The organism is Terribacillus sp. 7520-G, from assembly GCF_002271665.1.
Classification (GTDB): Bacteria; Bacillota; Bacilli; order Bacillales; family Amphibacillaceae; genus Terribacillus.
In genome coordinates this window covers 245,298-269,428 of record NZ_NQFP01000007.1, presented here as the reverse complement: position 1 = coordinate 269,428, position 24,131 = coordinate 245,298, and the positions used below count along the sequence as shown (strand labels likewise).

The following is a 24,131-nucleotide window of genomic DNA, read 5'->3' as shown; positions in this document are numbered from 1 at the left end:
ATCACACTATGTAAAATAGGTTTTCTCCTATAGAAAAAGCGGGAATTATTCCCGCTTTTAGTCAATCTTATCGGCGTAGGCCAAGTTTTTGGATTAGTTCACGGTAACGTGTAACATCTTTTTCGCGAAGATAGTTCAACAAGTTACGGCGGCGACCAACCATTTTCAATAGGCCACGGCGTGAATGGTGATCTTTTTTGTGTGTACGAAGGTGTTCGTTAAGTGTAGTGATTTCCTCCGTCAAAACAGCGATCTGCACTTCTGGTGAACCAGTGTCAGTGTCATGTGTTTTGTATTCTGCGATCAGTTGATTCTTGCGCTCTTTAGAGATTGCCATTTGTTATTCCTCCTGAAAATCTGATAGTAACCCCATTCCCCGAGCAATCGCCGGAGTAGCGAATTGCCAAGCGAAGGTTTTCCATAGTCCAGATTACACTTTTTGCTGACAGAATGCAAGTCTATTGGACAACATTCTATGCAAAATATGCGCCGATCTGTTCTTTATCCCGGTCCAGCTGCGCAACAAGTGCCTCGATTCCGTCGAATTTGACTTCCTCCCGGATGAATTTACACCAGGATACGGTGACATCCTCGCCATAAATCTGTTCATCGAAATCGAGGATATGCACCTCCAGGTTCGGAACAACAGCATCTTCCTGGAAGGTCGGTTTGAATCCGAGGTTGGCCATGCCTTTGTAGGTTTTATCATCAATCAATACCTCCACGGCATAAACACCCACTTTTGGCAGGAAATAATCCTCGGCGATGCGGATATTCGCTGTCGGGTATCCGATAGTGCGTCCGCGCTGATCACCAGTGATGACCTCTCCTGTCAATGTCAGCGGATGACCGAGCAGATCGATCGCTGCTTCCACCTCTCCATTTGCAACAAGCTGACGGATTTTCGTGGAGCTGATTTTCTCTTCCCCACTCTCGACTTTTGCCACCGCTTCATATGAAAACGCATGCTGCTTGGCAGCTTCCCGAAGCGTATCGGCATTCCCCGCACCTTTCTTGCCGTATGTGAAATCAAAACCAGATACAAGATGACGCACTGCCAGTCCGTTGATAAAGCGCTCGATGAAGTCGTCCGGACTAAGACCTGCCAGTTCCTTCGTAAAACCGATCAAATAAAGATAGTCAATTCCCATGCTCTCCAGAATCGCTTCCTTTTCACGGAGCGGTGTCAAATAGTCTTCTCTTGTATCCGCTTTTCCCAATACAACGGATGGATGCGGGTGGAAAGTGATGACCGCGCTTTTCAGCTGTCTTTCCCCTGCGGCATCAATCGCTCGCTTGATGACCTCCTGATGCCCGCGGTGGATACCGTCGAAAAAACCGATGGCTGCACTTACAGCAGGCATGTCATCCAGCTTCATTGTTTCTGAATAATGTAGTTTAATCGTTTCCATCTGTGCCTCCTGCTTTCCCTGATACGAATACTCGTTTTGGCTTCAGTAAATGTGGATAGGCAGGGTGCGTCTCATAAATCCCGAGAAGCTGATCACCTTTTTGTACACGATAGAGATCGGCTTCGGACGGCCGTTTGAGTCGCTGACCGTATCTCACTTTTTGTTCAATTACGGCATCTGCCTCGATCAGCGGCATGAATTCTATCGCCTTCGTGACCGGCTGCAGCAATCGTTCCATACTGCCTGCTTCCATTGCCTCTTCCATTTTAGCAAAAGTGACCGTATCCTGTGTACGAAATGCTCCTGCCTGAATTCGTTCCAAGTCGCTCATATGAGCAGGGTATCCAAGCGCTTTTCCTATATCCACACAGAGTGTACGGACATAAGTACCTTTCGAGCAGCTGACGGTGAACCGGAACACACTTCCATTTTTGCTCACAGACGTTTTGTCCAGGACGATTTCATGTATCGTCACCTGCCTGATGGGACGCTCCACTTCCAGCCCTTTCCGAGCATACTCGTACAATTTCCGTCCCGCGACCTTGACTGCGGAATACATTGGCGGTACCTGTTCGATTTCCCCGGTGAACTGCTGGAGGACCGATTCGATGGTCTCCAGAGGAATCGGTTCCGTGACCTGCTTTTCCTCGATTACAGCACCGCTTTTATCTTCTGTCTCTGTAGCGGTGCCCAGGGTCACTTCTGCAACATAGGTTTTGGACGTATCGGTCAAATAAGGGACGATCTTCGTTGCTTGGCCGATACAGAGCGGCAAGACACCTTCTACGTCCGGATCCAATGTACCAGTGTGCCCAATTTTCTTCGTTTGCAATATTTTGCGCGCCTTGAACACGCAATCGTGGGAAGTCATCCCCTTTGGTTTCCATAATGCAAGGATCCCATCCAATGCCAGCACCCCTTTGTACTATGTAAAAAAGAATCCCTTCCTCCCATGAAGGGCGAAGGGATTCTCCATCGTCTCTTATCTATCGGAATCGTTGAGCTCCTTCAAGAGATGTTCGATTCGATTACCTTGTTCGACAGCTTCATCGAATTCAAATGCCAGCTCCGGCGTCTTGCGCAAACGGATACGTCTGCCGATTTCCGAGCGGATGAATCCTTTCGCTTTCGCCAATCCAAGAAGCGTATTATGCTTTTGCTTCTCTTCGCCCAGGACAGAGATATAAACCTTCGCCTGCTGCAGATCGCCAGTCACTTCCACATCAGTCACTGTCACAAAGCCGATTCGCGGATCTTTGATCTTTCTGGATATAATATCGCCAAGCTCTTTTTTCATCTGCTCTGCGACACGATTTGCTCGTAATTCACTCATATAATCACCTCATCGTCATTCGGAGGGATGCTAAAGCCACTGCTTGTCAGTGGCTGTTCTCTCGATCTCCGGAAAAGAATCAATCAAGGCAAGCGCTTGATCCATCACACGTTCAGCCCGGACACGGTCGGGGGATGTCGTCACCAGCTCAAAGCACGTACGCTGCCACAAATCATGGTAGTCGGCTTCGCTGATGGCAATATTGAACGATCCCCCGATCCTTGTGGAGATCCGTTTGACGACCGAACGCTTATCCTTGAGGGAATGCGCGTCATAGATCATACACTCTACAACCGCAGCCAGAATCATTTTCTTTCGATTTCTTCCATCACATATGCTTCGAATGTGTCGCCTTCTTTGATATCGTGGAAATTCTTCAATGTGATACCACACTCATAGTTTGTGGCAACTTCACGCACGTCATCCTTGAATCGTTTCAAAGAATCGATTTCGTCCTCGACGATCACGATACCGTCACGGATGACACGGATGGAAGCATCACGTGTGATTTTACCTTCTGTTACATAACTTCCGGCAATCGTACCGATACGGGATACCTTGATGATTTGACGAACCTCCGCTTGTCCGATGACTTTCTCTTCGAACTCGGGATCAAGCATCCCTTTCATAGCCGACTCGATTTCTTCGATTACTTTATAGATGATGCGATGCTGACGGATATCGACATTCTCTGATTCCGCCGCTTTTTTCGCATTGGCATCCGGACGTACGTTGAATCCGATGATGATTGCGTTAGAAGCAGATGCAAGGATGACATCGGATTCTGTGATGGCACCCACACCAGTGTGAATGATACGGACTTTGACACCTTCCACTTCGATTTTCTCCAAAGATGCAGCCATCGCTTCCACGGAACCATGCACGTCCGCTTTCACGATCAGGTTGATATCTTTCACTTCCCCTTGCTTGATTTGGTTAAACAAATCATCAAGGCTGACACGCGCGCCTGTGGAACGGTTTTCTTCCACTTGCTTCTGCTGTCTTGCTTCCCCTACTTGACGGGCTTGTTTCTCATCTTCGAATACCATGAACTGATCACCTGCATTAGGCACTGAGTTCAAGCCGGTGATCTCGACCGGAGTGGAAGGAGGAGCTGTCTTCACACGGCGGCCCAAATCATTGACCATTGCACGCACACGACCGTATGCATTTCCGACGACAATGCTGTCCCCGACATTGAGCGTGCCGTTCTGAACGAGCAATGTAGCTACCGGACCGCGTCCTTTATCCAATTGCGCCTCGATTACGGTACCCTCTGCCGCACGATTCGGGTTTGCTTTCAATTCCTCAACCTCGGTTACAAGCAGGATCATTTCAAGCAAATCGTCGATACCTTCTCGTTTTTTGGCAGATAGCTGGACGAAAATCGTATCTCCGCCCCAGTCCTCAGGGATGAGGCCATGCTCTGTAAGCTCCTGCATCACACGATCGGGGTTTGCACCTTCCAAATCGATTTTGTTCACTGCCACGATGATCGGTACCTCTGCGGCTTTTGCGTGGTTGATGGCTTCGACTGTCTGCGGCATCACGCCGTCATCGGCAGCCACTACCAGGATCGCTATATCCGTCACCTGCGCACCGCGGGAACGCATGCTCGTGAAGGCTGCGTGACCAGGTGTATCAAGGAAAGTGATTTTCTTTCCGTTCTCTTCCACCTGATAAGCCCCGATATGCTGTGTGATCCCGCCTGCTTCACCTTCGGTCACTTTTGTATCGCGGATGGAATCAAGCAGGGTCGTTTTACCATGGTCAACGTGTCCCATGATCGTGACGACAGCAGGACGCTCCTGCAGGTCTTCTGCTTTATCCTCGATTTTATAATTGTCAAGATCCGTTACATCAACGTCCACTTCTTCTTCCACTTCGACATTGTACTCTAAACAAATCATTTCGATTGCATCTTTATCCAAGTCCTGGTTCTTCGTTGCCATGACACCTTGGAGGAAGAGTTTCTTGATGATTTCAGTGGACTCCCTATGAAGCTTTGCTGCCAATTCGCTGACAGTCAAAGACCCTTTGAAGGTGATTTTGTCTGGAGTCGGCATTTCCGGACGTTTCTGCTGCGGCGCTTTTTGATTACGATTGTTGTTCCGGCCGCCGCGTCTGTTATTGTTCTGTCCGCCCTTGCCAGGCTTTCTGTTGCCGTTACGCTGCTGATTACGGTTTTGTCCGCCGCCAGCTTTGTTTTTCGGCTTGTTGTTCTGACCATTGTTATTTGCTGAGTTGGTTGTGTTTGCTGAGTTCCCCGTTTTAATCGCTACTTTCTCGCTGCTCGCGCTTTTTCCTGTGAAGCTTTTATCCAATCTGTCCTTAGCCGATTCCGTGATCATGGACATATGATTGGCCACTTCGATATTCATATCTTTCAATTTATTGATGATTTCCTTACTGGAAACATTCTTCTCTTTTGCGTATTCGTAAACACGAATCTTTGACATACGTTCACCTCCGAGTGGATTCAGTGAGCAAAGATTTCAATTTGTCTGCAAAACCATCATCCAAGATGGCAACTGCGACTCTGCCGGATTTACCAATCGCTTGTGATAATTGCCCCCGGTCCTCCTCTACCTGCCGAAAGGCGATGTTGTAGAAATCGGTCTTGTTGCGGAGTTTCTTCAAGGTTTGGGGACCGATATCACTGGCAGCTATTACTAGCTTTGCTTTCTGTCGCTGAACATCCCGGACAATCGCTTCTTCCCCGAAGGTGCATTGTCCGGCACGCACAGCAAGCCCTAACAAGTTCAAATAATTTTTACTCATGAGTGCTGGCCTTTCGCTAATCGCTCAAGCTCTTCATAAATAGAATCATCGATCTGTGCATTCAAGTGACGCGCCAGCGTATCTTGTTTCTTCGCTTTCTCAATGACAGCCGCATCCTTGGAGACATACGCACCGCGTCCGTTCTTCTTGCCGGTCTCATCCACGAAAACTTCGCCTTCTTTGTTGCGGACGACCCGGATCAATTCCTGTTTCGGCTTCATCTCATTGGAAACCACACATTTTCGAAGCGGAACCTTCTTTTGTTTCATATACAGCGCCCCTTATCAATATGTGTCTTCGTCTAAATCGTCAAAGTCCGCAGAATCTGTATCCTGATCAGTCAGTAAACCAAGTTCGCGTGCTTCTGTTTCGGATTTGATATCGATTTTCCAGCCCGTCAATTTCGCTGCCAGTCGCGCGTTTTGTCCGCGTTTGCCGATGGCAAGGCTGAGCTGATAATCCGGTACGATGACAGTTGTCGCTTTTTCTTCTTCGTCAACGAGGACAGAGATGACCTTGGACGGACTGAGGGCATTGGATACATACTCGACCGGATCTTCGGACCATTCAACGATATCGATTTTTTCCCCTTTGAGTTCATTCACGATTGCTTGGACACGCTGACCGCGCTGACCGACACATGAGCCGACTGGATCGACTTCTGCTTGGGAGGCGTAGACGGAAATCTTCGAACGATCCCCGGCCTCACGGGCAACCGAACGGATCTCTACAGTACCATCATAGATTTCTGGCACTTCCATTTCAAACAATCGCTTCAAAAGACCTGGATGGGTCCGGGAAACGAAAATACTCGGTCCTTTATTTGTGTTCTCTACTTTCGTCACATACACCTTCAGGCGATCGTGAATCTCATATTTTTCTGTCGGCATCTGCTCGCTTTCCGGCAGCTTTGCCTCGATTTTGCCAAGATCCACATAGATGAAGCGCGGATCATTGCGGGAGATGATACCAGTCATGACATCTTCTTCCCGATCTGCATATTCACTGAATATGACACCGCGCTCTGCTTCACGCACACGCTGTGTGACGACTTGCTTTGCCGCCTGTGCTGCAATACGCCCGAAATCCTTCGGCGTCACTTCGATCTCGACGACATCACCGATATCGTACGTTCCAGAAATGGCACGAGCCTCATCCAGGGTCATTTGCTGCTGGCTGTCCTCGACTTCCTCGACAACGTCCTTGCGGGCGAAGACTTTCATGGATCCGGTAGTTTCATTCAAATCGACGCGTACATTCGTCGCGGATTTGAAGTTCTTTTTATAAGCGGAGATCAAGGCTGCTTCCAGCGCTTCGATCAGGACATCCTTATTAATCCCTTTCTCTTTCTCCAAATAAGTAATGGCATCAAAAAGCTCGCTGCTCACTCGTATATCCCCCTTTAGTTAAACGTTACAGCCAGACGTGCCTTCGCGATTTTCTCATATGGAAGGGAAATTTCCTTCTTCCTCGCTTTGTTCATGACTTCCAATGTCAATACATCGTCTTCGAACGCCTTCAATGTACCTTGGTACTCTTTTTCATTATCGATCGGCTCGTACAGTTTCACATTTACTGTCTTACCGATACTGTTTGTGATTGCTTGTTTTGTTTTAAGCGGTCTTTCCGCCCCTGGCGAAGAAACCTCCAGAAAGTACGGGAAGTCAACCGGATCATTCTCATCAAGGACTGCACTCAATTTCTCTGAAACGATGGCGCATTCCTCGATATCGATGCCTTCTGCTTTATCGACATAGACCCGCAGGAACCAGTTCTTGCCTTCCTTGACGAATTCCACATCGACCAGCTCCAGCTGCAGCTCTTCCACGATTGGTTGTAGATAGCTTTCCGTAACTTCCGTTATATTGGCTGCCAAAATGCTTCCTCCTTTACTGCACGCTTTCAGGCGAATAATACTTTTTTTCGGGTGGGGTGTGCCTCTCAATAGAAAACCCTTGCCCGAAATGGAAGCAAGGGAACAATGTTTATCATGTGCTTTTTGCTACAAAACAACGAAGAGGCGCTCCCCTTACAAACTTGATGCCGAATCCATGGGTATGAAAAAGAGTGGGTAATCCCACTCTTGATCTGGTTCGTATCAATACCGCTATTGGATAATATACCACAAGTTTCTTGTTTAGGCAAGAATCCCGTCAGAATAGCGAAAGCTGGTTCTGGTCAGCCATTCCTTCCAGACAGCCATGCTGATCCATATATTCCAATACCGTCTTACTGATCCTGCTTCTTTCACGCAGATCTTCCTTCGAAAGGAATTCCCCGTCTTCCCGTGCTTTCACGATATTGAGCGCAGCGTTGGTACCCAGTCCATCGATGGCATTGAATGGCGGGATCAAACTGTCCCCGTCCACGATGAAATCCGTCGCGCTGGACTTGTAGAGATCGACCCGCTGGAAATGGAAACCCCGCTCGCACATTTCAAGGGAAAGCTCCAGAACAGTGACAAGGTTCTTCTCCTTAGGAGATGCATCATGTCCTTTATGATTGATTTCGTTGATACGCTGGCGGATCGCTTCCGAACCTTTGATCATCGTATCGAGCTCGAAATCACTTGCACGAACGCTGAAGTACGCTGCATAGAAAAGAATCGGATGATGCACTTTGAAGTAGGCAATCCGTACTGCCATAAGGACATATGCAGCCGCGTGTGCTTTCGGGAACATGTACTTGATCTTCAGGCAGGAGTCGATATACCAATCAGGTACATTGTTCTTCTTCATCTCCTCGATCCATTCATCCTGCAGTCCCTTCCCTTTACGGACAGACTCCATGATTTTGAAGGCAAGCGATGATTCAAGTCCCCGGTGCATCAAATATACCATGATGTCATCACGGCAGCCGATTACTTCAGGCAATGTACAAATGCCGCTATTTATCAATTCCTGGGCATTGCCAAGCCATACATCCGTACCGTGGGACAGACCGGAAATCTGGACGAGCTCGGCAAATGTCGACGGATTGGTATCTTCCAGCATTTGACGTACGAAACGTGTACCGAACTCAGGCACACCGAGTGTACCGGTTTTACACATGATCTGCTCCGGCGTCACACCCAGCGATTCCGTTCCCGAGAAAATCTTCATGACTTCCGGATCATTCGTCGGAATCGTCTTCGGATCGATACCGGACAAATCCTGAAGCATGCGGATGACGGTCGGATCATCGTGTCCGAGTATATCCAGCTTCAGCAGATTATCGTGAATGGAATGGAAGTCGAAGTGGGTCGTCCGCCATTCCGAGTTGCGATCATCCGCTGGATATTGGATTGGTGTGAAATCATATATATCTTGGTCATCCGGTACGACAATTATACCCCCTGGGTGCTGACCAGTCGTTCTTTTCACACCCGTGCAGCCCTGGACGAGCCGATCCACTTCCGCATTGCGGATGTGGAGCTGATTATCGCTGGCATAGCCTTTCACATAACCATAAGCTGTCTTTTCGGCGACGGTACCGATCGTACCAGCACGATATACTTTATCTTCCCCGAACAGCACCTTCGTATAGTTGTGGGCTTGCGGCTGATAAGTACCAGAGAAATTCAGATCGATATCGGGAACTTTATCCCCTTTGAAACCAAGGAAGGTTTCAAACGGGATATCCTGTCCGTCCCGCTTCAACGGCTCCCCGCAGGCCGGGCATGCTTTTTCTGGCAGATCATAACCGCTGGCAACCGATCCATCGTTGAAGAATTCGTTGTATTTACAGCTAGTGCACACATAATGCGGCGGCAGCGGGTTCACTTCGGTGATATCGGTAAGCGTCGCTATCAGGGACGAACCGACCGAACCCCGGGAACCGACCAAATAGCCGTCTTCCAGTGATTTTTTCACCAGTTTATGCGAAATGAGATAGATGACGGCAAACCCGTGCCCGATGATGCTTTTCAGTTCTTTCTCGATCCGTTTCTCGACTATTTCCGGCAAAGGATCCCCATAAATGCTCCGCGCCCGGTCATAGCTCATCTGACGCATTTCGTCCTCGGCGCCATCGATATTGGGTGTGTAAAGATCTTCTTTGACCGGCTTGACATCTTCTATCATTTCAGAGACTTTCTGCGTATTGGTTACGACGACTTCCTTTGCCTTTTCGGCTGGCAGGAAATCGAAACATGCCAGCATCTCATTTGTTGTGCGGAAATGAACATCCGGCAATGTCTGCCTGCTGAGCGGGTTACCATTCTGTGTCTTGATCAGGATGTTACGGTACTGCTTTTCGTGTTCTTCGATATAATGCACGTTGCCAGTCGCCACCACCGGTTTCCCCAAATCGTCTCCGAGCTCGACAAGATTGCGAAGGATATCGAACAGATGCGCTTCATTCTGTACAAGCTCCTTTTCAATCAAATGATAATAATTGGACGGAGGCTGTATTTCGATGACATCATAGAAGGCAGCGGCTTCGGCTGCATCTTCTTTTGATTTTTGCATCATTGCTTCGAACACTTCCCCTTTGTCACAGCCGGAGCTGATGATCAAGCCCTCCCGATGCTGCTCCAGTTTGGAGCGCGGAATCCGGGGAACACGGTAGAAATAATCCACATGGGACATGCTGACAAGCTTGTACATGTTCTTCAAGCCGACTTCATTTTGTACATAAATCGTACAGTGGTATGGACGGGAGCGTTGATACGCATTCCCTTCCCCCATGTAATCGTTTAGCTGGTTATGATTCTTTATCTCTTTTTTGAACGCTTCCTTTAGCAAACGCCATAGCAGATAACCTGTAGCCTCGGTATCATAAATGGCCCGGTGATGCTGTGTCAATTCAATATCCAGGAACTTACACAACGTATTCAGGCGGTGATTCTTCAGCTGCGGGAACAGGAATCTGGCAAGCTCCAATGTATCAATTACAGCGTTGGACGCTTTCTCTAAACCAATCCGCTTGAAACCTTGATTAAGGAAGCCCATATCAAAGCTTGCGTTATGTGCAACAAGCACATCATCACCCATCCAGTCACGGAAATCGTTCAGGACATCCTCGATTTCCGGCGCATCCACAAGCATATCATCCGTGATTCCAGTAAGATCGATGATTGTCTGGCTCAATTTTTGGTGCGGATTGGCGAACCGCTCGAATCGATCGACGATTTCCCCATCACGGAATTTCACGGCAGCCAATTCAATGATTTTATCGTAGGAAGCAGAAAGACCTGTCGTTTCCACGTCAAATACGATATAAGTCGCATCTTCCAAATCGATATCCTTACTGTTGTATGCGATTGGCACACCGTCATCCACGAGGTTGGCTTCCATCCCATAAATGACCTTGATGCCGTTTTTCTTACCGGCAGCAAAGGCTTCCGGATAGCTTTGCACAACAGCGTGATCGGTGATTGCAATGCTTTCATGACCGAATCTTGCTGCTGTTTCGATCAAACGTGTCGCTGATGTCACGGCATCCATTTGACTCATGAGTGTATGCGCATGCAGCTCGACACGCTTTTCCCCTTCTTGGGCTTCATCCTGCCGAAGGGTGACGGAGATTTCATTGATATCATTCGCCATCATGGTAAGTTCATTGGTGAAGTTGTCAGTCTGGATGCTTCCGCGTGCCTTAATCCACATGCCCTTTTTGAGCTGTTTGAATTTATCTGCATCTTCATTGCCTTTGGAAAACATTTTGATCTGGAAGCTGTCTGTGTAATCCGTCACTTTTGCGATGAGCAAGTGGCGGCCGGAGCGCAATTCCCTTATATCCACATCAAAGACATAGCCTTGGACGGCCATACGGCGTTCCTCGTCCTGGATATCCTGCATCGGTGTGATTTCATCATTGATGGCATATCCGATCATGACAGGGCCTTGAGGAGCTTCCTCCTGTTTCTTCGCCCGTTCTTCCGAATCCTTGATCGCTTTTTGGACGAGCAGACTGTCTTCCAACGCCTTCTGTTCGCGGAATTTGTTCAATTCCTCCAGGTTCTGTTCCTGGACAGTGACTGTAAGCATGTATAGTCCAGCACCGATTTTCTCGCAGTAAGTTTGAAAGGCAGGCTCCAGCCTTTTTTTCAGAGCACTGGCTTCTGCTTCATTCCTGGCAGTTAACATAATCTTATTACCGTTAACTACTGGTGTTTGTGTCTGCACCAAATCCTTATAGGCAGGTGAGAGCTTGGGATATGTCAGGACAAAATCCTTCCAATAATCCTTGATATAATCACTGTCAACTGTATTGGCGACACAGCGTATCGACCAGTTCACGGCGGCGATATGCGCAAATGCTTCCGTCAGCTTGGCAGTGAAGATTTTGTATATGGTCGGCGGCAGCAGATTTGCCAGTTGGAAATGAAAATGCCATGACTTTGCTTTCGGGTCCACTTCCAATTTCTCCAGCTGACTCTCCTTGAAATGAGCTGCAATGGTTTCTTCATCCAGCTGGATCTGCTCAAGGAGCATGTCCATTTTTTCATTTTGGCTTAGACTCATTGACTTCTCCTCCCCCGCTAGTGATACTGCGGTCTTGCGAAAGCCCCTGCCAAAAATTTGACAAGGGCTTGTATATTTTTATAAATAATCAGCTATCTGGTCCAGCAAATCATTCTCATGTGAAATTGCTTCTTGTTCAGTATCGCGGAACTTCACTTCCACTTCTCCGTCAGCAGCACGTTTGCCGACTGTGACACGGACTGGGATGCCGATCAAATCGCTATCAGCAAATTTGACACCTGCACGTTCCTTCCTATCATCGTACAACACATCGACACCTGCTTCAAGTAATCTTTCATATAGGCGGTCAGCAAGTTCTCGCTGCTCGTCTTTTTTCGGATTCAAGCTGATCAGATGCACCTGGAATGGACTGATGGATTTCGGCCATACAATCGCTCCTTCCTTGCTATGCTGCTCGACGGCAGCTGCAAGTGTACGCGATACACCGATACCATAACAACCCATGATCAAGTTTTTAGCCTTACCCTGTTCATCCAGGAAAGTAGCTTGCATCTTATCGGCATAAAATTCACCCAGTTTGAAAACCTGGCCTATTTCGATACCCTCGGCAAACTGGATCGTACCTTGGCCGTCTGGTGATGGGTCGCCAGCTTGGATGAACCTCAAATCGGCGTATTGCACTTGGAAATCCCGTTCCGGGTTCACGTTCTTATAGTGGAAGCCATCTTCATTGGCACCGCAGGTAACATTCACCGTATATTTTACAGCGTTATCCGCGATGACATCGATTTCTTCCGGTACATCGATCGGTCCCAGCGATCCGAACCCTGCACCAAGCACTTCCTTCACTTCCGCTTCAGCTGCCAATTCCACCATCTGCGCTTGATAATGATTCTTCACTTTGATGTCATTTATTTCGTGATCACCGCGGGCAATGACCATCACAAGACGATCATCCACTTTGAACACAACTGCTTTCAGACCTTCTTCAAGCGTGTGGCCAAGATAATCCGCCACTTGGTGCATCGTCTTCACGTTCGGCGTCTCGACTTTCTCGAGAGGCAGGGCCTCGGCCTCGGGCTTCCGACCTTGATCCAGTACCTCGGCCATCTCGATATTGGCAGCATAATCGGATTGATCACTGAAGGCGATCGTGTCCTCCCCTACGGAAGCAAGTGCCATGAATTCATGGGTATCCTTTCCGCCCATAGCACCTGAATCAGCTACTACAGCGCGGAAATTCAAGCCCACTCGTTTGAAGATGCGATGATAGGCATCTGAAATGGTGTTATAGGCTTCATCCAGACTCTCATAATCAGCATGGAAGCTATAGGCATCTTTCATGATGAATTCACGCCCGCGCAGCAGTCCGAAGCGAGGACGCTGTTCATCACGGTACTTCGTCTGGATCTGATAAACCGTCAGCGGCAGTTTCTTATAACTGTTCAATTCATCGCGTACCAAACTTGTCGTAACTTCTTCGTGGGTGGGACCCAGTGCAAATTCACGGTTATTCCGGTCATGCAGCCGCATCAATTCAGGACCGTATACTTTCCAGCGGCCTGTCTCTTTCCAAAGCTCTGCAGGCTGCAATGCCGGCATGAGCATTTCGCTCGCACCCGTACGATCCATCTCCTCGCGGATGATCGCTTCTATTTTCCGCAGCACCTTCGTACCGAGGGGCAGGTAGCTGTAGATCCCGGATGCAGTCTGGCGGATGTATCCGCCTTTTACAAGCAGCTGATGGCTGATTGCTTCTGCATCTGCAGGCACTTCTCTTAATGTTGGGATAAATGTTTTACTTTGTCGCATACTTCCACCTCTGCATCATAAAAATAACCGTTGTATATCATTCCAGGTGACTACGATCATCAAAAGCATCAGCAAAGCGAATCCTATGAAATGGACCACTGCTTCTTTCTGCGGTTCGACAGGCTTACCTCTCAAGGCTTCCACTCCGATGAACAATAGACGTCCGCCATCAAGTGCAGGGAGCGGGACAAGGTTGACGATTCCAAGATTGACACTGAGCAATGCTGTCCACTGGATAAGATTGATCAAACCTGTCTTCACTACCTGATCTGTCGCATCATAAATACCGACTGGTCCGGATAAAGCATCGAGACTGAGCTGACCGGTTATAAGCTGTCCCAGATTGGTCAATATCATCGTTCCGAATTCATATGTTTGCTGGAAGCTGTAAGGAATCGCAGCCAAGAAATTCTTCTCCATGGCAAGCGTCACACCGATCTGACCGATCTGCTGATCGCCGCTTTCCACAAGGGCAGGCGTGATCTGCAGCTGTTGCTCCTGTCCATCCCGGACAATCGTCACTTCAAGCTCTTTTTCAGGATTTTTACGGACGATTGACGTAAACTCTTCCCATGTCTGTACCGGGGTGCCATCAATCGCAGTGATTTCATCCCCCGATCGGATCCCGGCCTCTTGAGCAGCAGAGCCATCCTGTACAGTGCCTACAGCTGCATTGTCCGCCGGTATCCCTTGCACAAGGGCGAGGATGAAGAAGAGCACAAGTGCAAGCAGGAAATTCATCATCGGTCCAGCAAATAATTGCATGGCCCGCTGCCGCTTATTCTTGGAAGCGAATTGCCGATCATATGGAGCGATTTGTGTCTCCGTCTCATCCATCACATACATCGCTTTTTCATGGACAGGGAAAGAAAGACGTTCTTCCTCGCCTATCTCATAGCCATGGATCATCAGACTGTGATCAAGATCGGCACTTTCGACTTCGATGACACGGGCATTGGGATGCTTGGACTTATTATTGACGATGATCTTCGTCACTTCCTGTTTTTCATTGAACTCCAAGCCGATGTGATGACCCGGCTTCAATTCCACGATTTCCGGATCCTCGCCGGCAACGCGGACATATCCCCCGATCGGAAGCAGTCTGATCGTATAAAGTGTCTCGTTTTTCGTCCAGGTAAAAATCTTCGGTCCGAAACCGATGGCGAATTCACGCGCTAACATGCCAGCCCGCTTCGCAAAAATCAAATGTCCGAGTTCATGCACGAAAACGAGCAGCCCGAACACAAGGATAAACGCAATGATAGTTGTCACAATGGGCACCTGCCTTTATTGGATATAGGACCTCACTTGACTCCGTGTGAGACGATCTGTTTCCATGATTGTTTCCAAAGAAGGGAAAGATTCATAAGCATGTGCATCAAGTGCCCGCGCTACATAATCCTCTATCGTCAGGAAATCGATCTTTCCTGCAAGAAACAAGGCTACCGCCTCCTCATTCGCAGCATTCAGTACGGTCGTGGCAGTACCTCCCGCCCTGCCCGCTTCATATGCCATGCGTAAACAAGGGAATCGCTCCATACTCATTTCCTCAAAGTGGAGTTTGCCTATTTCCACTAAGTTTAACCTTTTTGAAACGGCTAAATCAAGTCTTTCAGGATAGGTGAGCGCGTACTGGATGGGCACCCGCATATCGGGAGTACCAAGCTGGGCGATGACACTATAATCTTTGTACTCGACCATCGAGTGGATGATGCTTTCCCGGTGCTGGATGACTTCGATGTCATCATAATCGATTCCAAAAAGCCAATGTGCTTCGATGACTTCCAATCCTTTATTCATCATCGTTGCCGAATCGATGGTGATCTTCTGTCCCATGCTCCAGTTCGGGTGGCGCAGGGCATCCTCCAGCGTCACAGCTTTGAGTTCTTCCCTCGTCTTATCACGGAAACTCCCGCCGGAGGCAGTGATGATCAGCTTGTTCACATCCTCCGGTTTCTCCCCGTTCAGACATTGGAAAATCGCAGCGTGTTCACTGTCTACCGGAAGCAGATCGACGCCATGCTTCCTCGCTTCTGCCATGACCAGGTGACCAGCTGAAACCAATGTTTCCTTATTCGCAAAGGCCACCTGCTTTTTAGCCCGTATCGCTTCCAGTGTTGCTTCCAGACCGATACTGCCAAGAACAGCATTTACAACGACATCTGCTTCCCCGGCAGAACTGATCGCTACCATCCCTTTGGAACCGACCAGGATTTCTAAATGCGGAAGTGTCTGATGAAGCTTCTCTTTTGTCTGTTCATCCTGTACGACTACAACAGCCGGTTCGAACTCCCTGATAAGCGGCATCGCCTTTTCGATATTCCGGCCGAACGCCATACTATGCAGCCGGAACGCCTCCGGATGATTGCGGATGACATCCAATGTCTGAAGGCCGATCGAACCAGTTGCACCTAGTAATGCGATTGTTTTCATCGGACACGCTCCTCTTTATACTCTATTAAATGAATTGAATTAAATGCAGGATCGGGAAAACAAAAATCATACTGTCGAAGCGATCCAATATTCCGCCATGCCCCGGCAGTATTTTTCCTGAATCCTTTACAAGATAATGCCGTTTAAAGGCTGATTCGACCATATCCCCAAGCTGGCCGAAGACGGAAATCAGGATACACACTCCGGCAACGATCCAAATGGAGCCGCTCACCGGCGAAATCAAATGGAACACAATTCCGGCGATACAGCCCAGGATGAGACCGCCTATGCCCCCTTCAACCGTCTTGTTCGGACTGATTGTCGGCCATAGCTTATGTTTCCCATAAGCCCTTCCGAAGAAATAAGCCCCCGAATCAGTGGCCCATATGACAACCAATACAAAAATGAACTTGGATAACCCTGTCACGATATGTCCTTCGATCACTTCATTCGGCGCATTCCTCGTAATGATGAAATAGAGGAAGCCAAAAGCTATGTACACGACCGTAATCAGCAGGAAACCAGCATCCTCAAACGTGAAACGGTTCTTTGCGAGTACTGTGTAGCTCAATAGAAGAATGACGGAGAATAACAGGATGTCCGTTTTATTGATATGTATGTCGAATATTGCGTTGATCTTGCCCAGTTCAGGGGACAGAAGCCCCCATAGCAGCAGGACACTCACGAAGGATGGTATTTTGTACTTCGCTATTTTGCGCATACGCAAAAGCTCGATGAAGGCGATGGTCGCGATCAAGTAAATGAAAGCTTCGAACCATGCCCCGCCAAGCAGTACGAACACCATGAAAAATATACCTGCAATTATCGCTGTGATCAAACGTTGCTTCATTGTTAATTATTCACCTCAAATACCGCCATAGCGCCGTTTTCTGTTCTGGAAATCACTGATTGCCTGTTCGAATAGCATCTCGTCGAAATCAGGCCATAGTACTTCCGTGAACCAGAGCTCAGCATAAGCACTCTGCCAAAGCAGGAAATTGCTCAATCGGTGCTCACCGCTAGTACGGATAATCAAATCAGGATCTGCCAACTTTTCAGTATATAAATAGCGGGAAATACACGTCTCATCGATATCTGCCATCTGCAGTTTATTGTCGTGGATGTCCTGCATCATATTTTGCACAGCATGTACAAGTTCATACCGCCCGCCATAATTCAACGCAAAGTTGAGGATGAGACCATCATTATGTTTGGTCTTTTCCATCGCTTCTTTAACAGCTTCCCTCGTGAAAGACGGCAGTCCTTCCAAATCTCCGATCGTCTGTACTTTGACGTTCTCTTCGATAAGCTCCGGCAAATAAGTCGTCAGGAACTCTTTCGGGAGCTTCATCAAGAAATCCACTTCTGCTTGCGGCCGTTTCCAATTTTCCTTCGAAAAGGCGTACAAGGTAAGTACCTTTACATTGATCCGGTTGGCTGCTTTCACGATGCGCCGGACTGTCGTCATCCCTTCCTTATGTCCTGCAATCCGCGGAAGTCCCCGTTTTTTTGCCCAGCGGCCGTTTCCATCCATGATGATGGCCACATGTTCAGGGATATTCTCCAGCTTCAATGTCGATGGCTGTAACTCTATTCTTTTTTTCCTATTGAAAAAAGGAAGTTTAATCATCTTGAATCCTCCATTGGGCTTTATTCTCTGATGACTGGATAGCCATAGGCGCCCTGTGCAGTACTGCTCTTTCCCCTTCTCTCACAAAAAGAGCAAAAACCCCCTTTGGCAAGAGGGTCTTGTACTACTTATTTTACATGGTTAAGGGTCAAACTTCCATTATTTCTTTTTCTTTGTCCTTCGCAAGACTTTCAAGCTGGCTGATATGCTTATCCGTTTCCGCCTGCACATCATCCTGGAAGCCCTTCAAATCATCTTCTGTGATTTCTTTATTCTTTTCGGATTTCTTAAGCTGTTCGTTGCTGTCACGACGAATATTGCGGATTTGCACTTTGGCTTCTTCCAAATACTTGGATACAACCTTGACCAATTCTTTTCGGCGTTCCTCTGTCAGTGCAGGGATGCTCAAGCGGATCAAATTACCGTCACTGGATGGAGAAAGACCCAGGTCTGCTTTTTGAATCGCTTTTTCGATGTCGGAAATCGCTGTTTTGTCATAAGGTGTGATCACAAGCATACGCGCTTCCGGAGCAGTTACGCTTGCCAGCTGGTTCAATGGTGTGGAAGCACCATAATAATCTACAAAGACACTATCCAAAAGCGATGGATTTGCACGTCCTGCACGAACAGTGGCCAGCTGTCTCGAGAAAGCCTGCACTGCTTGTGCCATTTTGCTTTTCGCATCAGAAATGATTGCTGTTGACATTAGTTATTCCCCCTGATAATCGTTCCGATGCTCTCACCGGAAACTGCTTTTTTGATATTTCCTTTTTCACTGATAGAGAAGACAAGCAATGGAATATCATTATCCATGCAAAGTGAAGATGCAGTCGAATCCATGACGCCAAGTCCTTCATTCAAGACATCCAAATATGTCAATGAGTCATACTTCACCGCATCTGCCACTAGCTTGGGATCTGCGTTGTATACTCCATCGACATTATTCTTAGCCATCAAGATGACTTCCGCTTCGATTTCAGCTGCACGCAAGGCCGCAGTCGTATCTGTTGAGAAATATGGATTACCTGTACCCGCTGCAAAGATGACAACACGTTTTTTCTCTAAATGACGGATTGCCTTGCGGCGGATATAAGGTTCAGCTACCTGACGCATTTCAATGGAAGTCTGGACTCTGGTCGGAATGCCAAGGTTCTCCAGGCTATCCTGCAGTGCAAGGGAATTCATAACCGTTGCCAGCATCCCCATATAGTCAGCATTCGCTCGGTCCATCCCCATCTCGCTGCCGACTTTGCCGCGCCAGATATTACCGCCGCCGACAACAACTGCAACTTCCACACCCATTTCAGCTACTTCTTTCACTTGTTCCGCGATTGAACGGATGACTGCAGGTTCGATACCATAGCCAACCTGCCCGCTCAATGCTTCTCCACTCAGTTTCAATACGATTCGTTTATAGCGTGCTGTAGTCATCAGATCCTCCAAAGGTATGTATTTTGTAAAAAAGGGAACACCAAGTGTCCCCTCTTTTTTGTCGTCCTTATTTTTTAACTTGGCTCATTACTTCATCAACGAAGTTATCTTCGCGTTTTTCCATACCTTCGCCAACTTCATAACGAACAAAGTTCACTACGGAAGCACCTTTGTCGGTTACGTATTTCTTCACTTTTTGATCTGGATCTTTGATGAAGCTTTGTTCAAGCAAGCAGATCTCTTCGAAGAATTTACCAAGGCGGCCTTCCACCATCTTCTCAACGATGTTTTCCGGCTTACCTTCGTTCAGAGCTTGTGTTTTCAGTACTTCGCGCTCGCGTTCCACTTCGTCGGCGGCTACCTCATCACGGGAAACGTAGCGAGGGTTTACCGCAGCGACATGCATTGCGATATCTTTGCCAAGCTCGGCATCAGTGGTACCGTCAAGCAATGCCAATACACCGATGCGTCCGCCGCCATGGATATAAGCACCGAATGCTTGGTTTTCTGTTTTGCTTACTAGAGCGAAACGGCGAAGGGAGATTTTTTCTCCGATTTTCGCGATTGCAGCATTGACGTACTCGCCGACTGTCTGCTCATCATTGATTTTTTGATCAAGAGCTTCTTCCACACTTGCCGGTTTGTTAGCAAGGATGTGCTGCGCAAGTTCGTTAAGCAAGGATTGGAACTGTTCGTTTTTTGTAACGAAGTCAGTTTCACAGTTCACTTCAAGCAATACAGCATGATCGCCTTCTGTTGCGATGAAAGTGGAACCTTCAGCAGCGATGCGGTCTGCTTTTTTAGCAGCTTTCGCAATACCATTCTCGCGAAGGTAATCGATCGCTTTCTCCATATCGCCGTCTGTTTTTGTCAATGCTTTTTTACAGTCCATCATACCTGCGCCAGTTTTTTCGCGCAATTCTTTTACCATTTGTGCCGTGATTGCCATCATAAATGCCTCCTTAGGGGTTTGGACAATTTATTTCTTGAAAAAAGGGTGATAAAAGGTCCCCCCTTATCACCCTTCATCCATTACTCGCTTACAGCTTCTGTAGCTTCTTCTTCAGCAGCTGGAGCTTCTTGGTCTTCCAATTCTTCACCTTGCTTGGATTCCAGGATAGCATCCGCCATTTTGGAAGTAAGCAATTTGACAGCGCGGATTGCGTCGTCATTCGCAGGGATCACGTAATCGATTTCGTCCGGATCACAGTTCGTATCTACGATACCGATGATTGGGATGTTCAATTTGTGAGCTTCTGCAATTGCGATTCTTTCTTTGCGTGGGTCGATAACGAATAGAGCGTCTGGAATTCTTTCCATGTCCTTGATACCGCCAAGGAATTTCACAAGACGTTCTTTTTCTTTAAGCAAACCTACTACTTCTTTCTTAGGAAGCACTTCGAAAGTTCCGTCTTCTTCCATGCGTTCGATGGATTTCAAACGGTTGATGCGTTTGCGGATAGTCTGGAAATTAGTAAGTGTACCACCCAACCAGCGCTGGTTGACATAGTACTGGCCAGAACGGATAGCTTCTTCTTTCACAGATTCCTGAGCTTGTTTCTTCGTACCTACGAAAAGAATAGTACCGCCATCAGCAGCAAGCTCTTTTACGTAGTTATAAGCTTCGTCGACTTTCTTGACTGTTTTCTGAAGGTCGATGATGTAGATGCCGTTACGCTCAGTGAAGATATATTTCTTCATTTTTGGGTTCCAACGGCGAGTCTGGTGACCGAAATGAACACCAGCTTCAAGCAATTGTTTCATTGAAATGACTGACATAGTGTTTTCCTCCTAATGGTTTTTTCTCCTCCGACTGCTTCATCTTTTATCGGGAACTGACAGATTGTCAGCACCTCCCGTAAAAATCGGCAGACGTGTGTATTAACACCAAAAATAAATATAGCACAGCTATTTCCGTCAATCAAGCATCTTAGACATGTTTTTGAACTTTCTTAGCTTTTTCCGTTCTTTCCCCCATTTTTCTTCATTAATAGGATCAATTCCACTTCCGTTTTTCCCATTCCAAGCTGTTTGGCAATTGCCGCAGGAGGGAGACCTTCGTCGTTAAGCTGGAGAACCCGCCCAAGATTGGACATGGTAATATCATCTTCTTCCTCGGTCGGCTGCGGAGGGGAATAATCTGATACAGGCTCTGTATCCGCCACTGATTCCGGCTGGGGAGCAGACTGACTGTTTTCTTTTTTTGCAGCGGGGGTTGCCGGGGCCTGCGGCGACTCCCCTTTCAGAAGCCGTTCATTCTCTTCCCTTAGTTCCGCAAGAATACTGCCTAGCATTGCTTCGTACGCTTCCTTCTCCTCTTGATGCTGGCTTTCCTGCTGCGTCACCTTCGACTGCAACGCACGAATGGCAAGGAATGTCAGTACATGAAGGAGAAGGCTGGCAAATACTAATAATGTGAGCATGGAGACCCTTCTTTCTATATAAAGTGGAAATAGCTTTCAGCTGATTGCTGAAAGCTTGGCTAAGGATTCCCGTAATTTAAAGACGGCACGTTTGTGAATTTGTGAAATTCGCGATGTTGTCAATTCCAGTATGTGACCGATTTCCGTGAACGTCAATTCTTCCTTGTAAAAAAGGCTGATCACGAGCTGTTCATGATCATTCAGCTGCTTGATGCTGTCTGCCAGCTGACTTATGAGTTCCTTTTGCAGCATTGCTTCTTCCGGCTGCGGAGTCTTGAGATCTGGCAGGACATAGCTTGCATCCTGCTTGTCCTTCTTTGGCAAAGCCGGTTTGTCATCCATCGAAAGGACATTGGAAAATAACGCATCCCGCACCGCTTCTTCGACTTCTTCCCGGCTTAATCCAGTATGCTTGGCAATTTCCAGGCTGGTCGGTTTCCTCTCCAGCGCTTGTTCAAGTGCAGCGGCTGCTGCTTCTATTTTTTTCACTTTATCCCGCACCGTCCGGGGGAGCCAGTCTTCCTTCCGCAGCCCGTCCATGATGGCACCCCTGACACGGAAGGAAGCATAGGTTTCAAATTTGAGATCCCTGCTTGGCTCGAACTTTTGTAAAGCATCATACAACCCTGTATAACCGAAGCTTCTGACATCATCCCTGCTCACACTGGAGGGAAGGTGAGCAGCGATGCGCTGCGTATGGTATTCGACAATATGCATATACATCCGCATCAATTCATTGGCAGCTTCGCTATCTTTCTTATAAAACCAGCTGTTCCAATACTGCTGTTCTGTTTCCGATCCACAACTGATCATGAAACTCCCTCCTTTGTTTGCTGTTGTGTCCAAAGCTTGAAGCTGCTCCATCAGATGATCGCTTCCTCTTTATTGACTGTTTTGATCTTCAATCCGCATGTCTCTGTGTCAAATTCAATCGTACGTCCATTCGTTCCCCCGACATCCTTGCTCTCGATGGGAATGCGATATTCCCGGAGCTTCTGTTCCACTGCTTCGATATTACGCGGCCCGATCCGCATCTTTTCATCCGTCGACATAAAGGAAAACATCTGTGCCCCCCCTGCCAGCTTGGCTTTGCAGCGGCTGGTGCTCGCACCTAGTTCCAAAAGATTTGCAATCAAATCATCTAAGGAAGTGTCTGCATATTTATTGCGGTTCATCTGTGATTGCTTTGCCATGCTCGAATCAGGAAGCATGACATGCGCCATGCCTGCCAGTCTTTTTTGTTTATCATAAATGACAACCCCGACGCAGGATCCAAGCCCGGCAGTCCGGAGATGCTGCGGATGGACGGCGATCTTTGCATCCGCTATGCCTACATGCAAGATTTCCGATTCAGTCATTTTCCCCTACTCCTAAAGCACGGAATAAATGGCTGAATGCATCGGGATCGAGCAGGAGCAGGAATTTACCTTCGACCAAATGCTGCTGCCGATTCGGATGGCTGAGTGAGATGACAGTATCGATGACAACTGTAAAATCACTTTCTTGCGCGATTTCAATCAAACCATTCGCCAGGATGGCTCCGCCCATATCGACACTGATCTGCGGAACCGATGGCTGCATATTCACCTTCGAAAAGTCGCTTATTGCGGACAGATAGCTTCCTGCCAATATGTTTCCCATCTCATGCAAAGCAGAAAGGTTGATGTCATCCTGGGATGTATTGGACCATGAGAAGCTTTCATCACCAGTTATATAATGTACGAATAGTTCCGCTTCCTTGGGCTCCAGGAGGAAAAACATATTTCCGGGTGCATCCCCCTGGACCCTAAGATAAATGGCTGCCAGCGGCTGTTCGGCTCCGCCGATTGATTCGATCAATTCATTGAAGTGACAAATCCGGACTGCCGGGACCTTCATATCGATGTCCTGCTGAAGCAGCGTGGAAAGAGCGGTGGCAGCATTGCCTGCCCCGATGTTTCCCGCTTCCTTCAATGCGTCCAGCTGATCCTCCGTTATACGCTGAAGATCATACATCAGCTTTCGATAGACTTGATCGCTTCGATCTCATGGAATTTCAGTACTTTTCTAAGATCAAGCAAAATGACAAGTCTGTCCTCCAAATTCACTACTCCATCAATGTAATCTATATCGATTGCCCCGATCACACGCGGTGCTTTTTCTATTTTGTTGACTGGGATATCGACAACATCATTGGCAGCATCCACAATCAAGCCGATCGATGTTTCGTCCAAGTCCACGATGATGATCCTCGTGTTTTCATCGACTGGGGTTTCCTCCAATCCAAGACGGCTTCTCAGATCAACAATCGGTGTGACGACCCCGCGCATGTTGATGACGCCTTTGATGAAATCTTCCGTATTCGGCACTCTTGTAATATGCTCCATCTTCTCGATTGAACCCACCTGTGTAACAGGCACTGCGTATTCCTCGTTTTTCAGCTGGAAAACGATCACTTTAACATCTTGTACGATTTCTTCTGCCATGATA

Annotated in this window: 25 protein-coding genes; all 25 read right to left on the bottom strand. The window is 47.8% G+C overall.

Going from position 1 to position 24,131, the window contains the following annotated elements:
• Window positions 1–67: 67 nt before the first annotated feature.
• Entirely contained in the window at window positions 68–337 is a 270-nt protein-coding gene (gene rpsO, locus CHH53_RS03575; RefSeq protein WP_095214743.1) for a 30S ribosomal protein S15, read from the bottom strand.
• 136 nt (window positions 338–473) lie between these two features.
• Complete coding sequence (locus tag CHH53_RS03570; protein ID WP_095214742.1) at window positions 474–1,412, bottom strand: bifunctional riboflavin kinase/FAD synthetase; 939 nt, start codon at window positions 1,410–1,412, stop codon at window positions 474–476.
• Window positions 1,399–2,319 carry a tRNA pseudouridine(55) synthase TruB gene (gene truB, locus CHH53_RS03565; RefSeq protein ID WP_095214741.1) on the bottom strand — a complete coding sequence of 307 codons (921 nt, stop codon included), beginning with the start codon at window positions 2,317–2,319 and terminating at the stop codon, window positions 1,399–1,401. Before truB ends, CHH53_RS03570 begins: the two co-directional genes overlap by 14 nt.
• Before the next feature lie 75 nt (window positions 2,320–2,394).
• Window positions 2,395–2,745 (bottom strand): 30S ribosome-binding factor RbfA, encoded by a 351-nt coding sequence (rbfA, locus tag CHH53_RS03560; protein WP_095214740.1) that lies wholly within the window; start codon window positions 2,743–2,745, stop codon window positions 2,395–2,397.
• 30 nt (window positions 2,746–2,775) lie between these two features.
• Window positions 2,776–3,054 carry a DUF503 domain-containing protein gene (locus CHH53_RS03555; RefSeq protein ID WP_095214739.1) on the bottom strand — a complete coding sequence of 93 codons (279 nt, stop codon included), beginning with the start codon at window positions 3,052–3,054 and terminating at the stop codon, window positions 2,776–2,778.
• Window positions 3,051–5,204: a translation initiation factor IF-2 gene (gene infB, locus CHH53_RS03550; RefSeq protein WP_095214738.1), complete on the bottom strand. Its 2,154-nt coding sequence runs from the start codon at window positions 5,202–5,204 to the stop codon at window positions 3,051–3,053. Before infB ends, CHH53_RS03555 begins: the two co-directional genes overlap by 4 nt.
• Window positions 5,205–5,208: 4 nt before the next feature.
• Complete coding sequence (locus CHH53_RS03545; protein WP_095214737.1) at window positions 5,209–5,526, bottom strand: L7Ae/L30e/S12e/Gadd45 family ribosomal protein; 318 nt, start codon at window positions 5,524–5,526, stop codon at window positions 5,209–5,211.
• Window positions 5,523–5,795: an RNase P modulator RnpM gene (gene rnpM, locus CHH53_RS03540; protein ID WP_095214736.1), complete on the bottom strand. Its 273-nt coding sequence runs from the start codon at window positions 5,793–5,795 to the stop codon at window positions 5,523–5,525. The genes CHH53_RS03545 and rnpM overlap by 4 nt, the downstream gene beginning before the upstream one ends.
• 15 nt (window positions 5,796–5,810) lie before the next feature.
• Entirely contained in the window at window positions 5,811–6,914 is a 1,104-nt protein-coding gene (gene nusA, locus CHH53_RS03535) for a transcription termination factor NusA (protein WP_095214735.1), read from the bottom strand.
• A 14-nt stretch (window positions 6,915–6,928) separates the two neighbouring features.
• Window positions 6,929–7,402: a ribosome maturation factor RimP gene (gene rimP, locus CHH53_RS03530; RefSeq protein ID WP_095214734.1), complete on the bottom strand. Its 474-nt coding sequence runs from the start codon at window positions 7,400–7,402 to the stop codon at window positions 6,929–6,931.
• A 277-nt stretch (window positions 7,403–7,679) separates the two neighbouring features.
• Window positions 7,680–11,972: a PolC-type DNA polymerase III gene (locus tag CHH53_RS03525; RefSeq protein WP_095214733.1), complete on the bottom strand. Its 4,293-nt coding sequence runs from the start codon at window positions 11,970–11,972 to the stop codon at window positions 7,680–7,682.
• 78 nt (window positions 11,973–12,050) lie between these two features.
• The gene (locus CHH53_RS03520) at window positions 12,051–13,745 is read right to left on the bottom strand and encodes a proline--tRNA ligase (protein WP_095214732.1); all 1,695 of its coding nucleotides are present in this window, start codon (window positions 13,743–13,745) and stop codon (window positions 12,051–12,053) included.
• Window positions 13,746–13,760: 15 nt separating this feature from the next.
• A complete protein-coding gene (gene rseP / locus CHH53_RS03515; RefSeq protein ID WP_095214731.1) occupies window positions 13,761–15,017 on the bottom strand; it encodes an RIP metalloprotease RseP in 1,257 nt (418 codons plus the stop codon).
• A 15-nt stretch (window positions 15,018–15,032) separates the two neighbouring features.
• A complete protein-coding gene (gene dxr / locus CHH53_RS03510; protein ID WP_095214730.1) occupies window positions 15,033–16,178 on the bottom strand; it encodes a 1-deoxy-D-xylulose-5-phosphate reductoisomerase in 1,146 nt (381 codons plus the stop codon).
• A gap of 25 nt (window positions 16,179–16,203) precedes the next feature.
• Complete coding sequence (locus CHH53_RS03505; RefSeq protein WP_095214729.1) at window positions 16,204–17,028, bottom strand: phosphatidate cytidylyltransferase; 825 nt, start codon at window positions 17,026–17,028, stop codon at window positions 16,204–16,206.
• 15 nt (window positions 17,029–17,043) lie between these two features.
• Window positions 17,044–17,808 (bottom strand): undecaprenyl pyrophosphate synthase, encoded by a 765-nt coding sequence (locus CHH53_RS03500; RefSeq protein ID WP_095214728.1) that lies wholly within the window; start codon window positions 17,806–17,808, stop codon window positions 17,044–17,046.
• A gap of 148 nt (window positions 17,809–17,956) precedes the next feature.
• Complete coding sequence (gene frr, locus CHH53_RS03495; RefSeq protein ID WP_095214727.1) at window positions 17,957–18,514, bottom strand: ribosome recycling factor; 558 nt, start codon at window positions 18,512–18,514, stop codon at window positions 17,957–17,959.
• A complete protein-coding gene (gene pyrH, locus CHH53_RS03490; RefSeq protein WP_095214726.1) occupies window positions 18,514–19,239 on the bottom strand; it encodes a UMP kinase in 726 nt (241 codons plus the stop codon). The genes frr and pyrH overlap by 1 nt, the downstream gene beginning before the upstream one ends.
• A 67-nt stretch (window positions 19,240–19,306) precedes the next feature.
• A complete protein-coding gene (gene tsf / locus CHH53_RS03485) occupies window positions 19,307–20,188 on the bottom strand; it encodes a translation elongation factor Ts (RefSeq protein WP_095214725.1) in 882 nt (293 codons plus the stop codon).
• 83 nt (window positions 20,189–20,271) lie between these two features.
• A complete protein-coding gene (rpsB, locus tag CHH53_RS03480; RefSeq protein WP_095214724.1) occupies window positions 20,272–21,018 on the bottom strand; it encodes a 30S ribosomal protein S2 in 747 nt (248 codons plus the stop codon).
• Window positions 21,019–21,191: 173 nt separating this feature from the next.
• Complete coding sequence (locus CHH53_RS03475; RefSeq protein ID WP_095214723.1) at window positions 21,192–21,662, bottom strand: DUF6115 domain-containing protein; 471 nt, start codon at window positions 21,660–21,662, stop codon at window positions 21,192–21,194.
• Window positions 21,663–21,698: 36 nt separating this feature from the next.
• Window positions 21,699–22,475 (bottom strand): FliA/WhiG family RNA polymerase sigma factor, encoded by a 777-nt coding sequence (locus CHH53_RS03470; protein ID WP_095214818.1) that lies wholly within the window; start codon window positions 22,473–22,475, stop codon window positions 21,699–21,701.
• 50 nt (window positions 22,476–22,525) lie between these two features.
• Complete coding sequence (locus CHH53_RS03465) at window positions 22,526–23,020, bottom strand: chemotaxis protein CheD (RefSeq protein WP_095214722.1); 495 nt, start codon at window positions 23,018–23,020, stop codon at window positions 22,526–22,528.
• Complete coding sequence (locus CHH53_RS03460; protein ID WP_095214721.1) at window positions 23,013–23,657, bottom strand: chemotaxis protein CheC; 645 nt, start codon at window positions 23,655–23,657, stop codon at window positions 23,013–23,015. Before CHH53_RS03460 ends, CHH53_RS03465 begins: the two co-directional genes overlap by 8 nt.
• A complete protein-coding gene (locus CHH53_RS03455; protein ID WP_095214720.1) occupies window positions 23,657–24,127 on the bottom strand; it encodes a chemotaxis protein CheW in 471 nt (156 codons plus the stop codon). The genes CHH53_RS03460 and CHH53_RS03455 overlap by 1 nt, the downstream gene beginning before the upstream one ends.
• Window positions 24,128–24,131 lie beyond the last annotated feature (4 nt).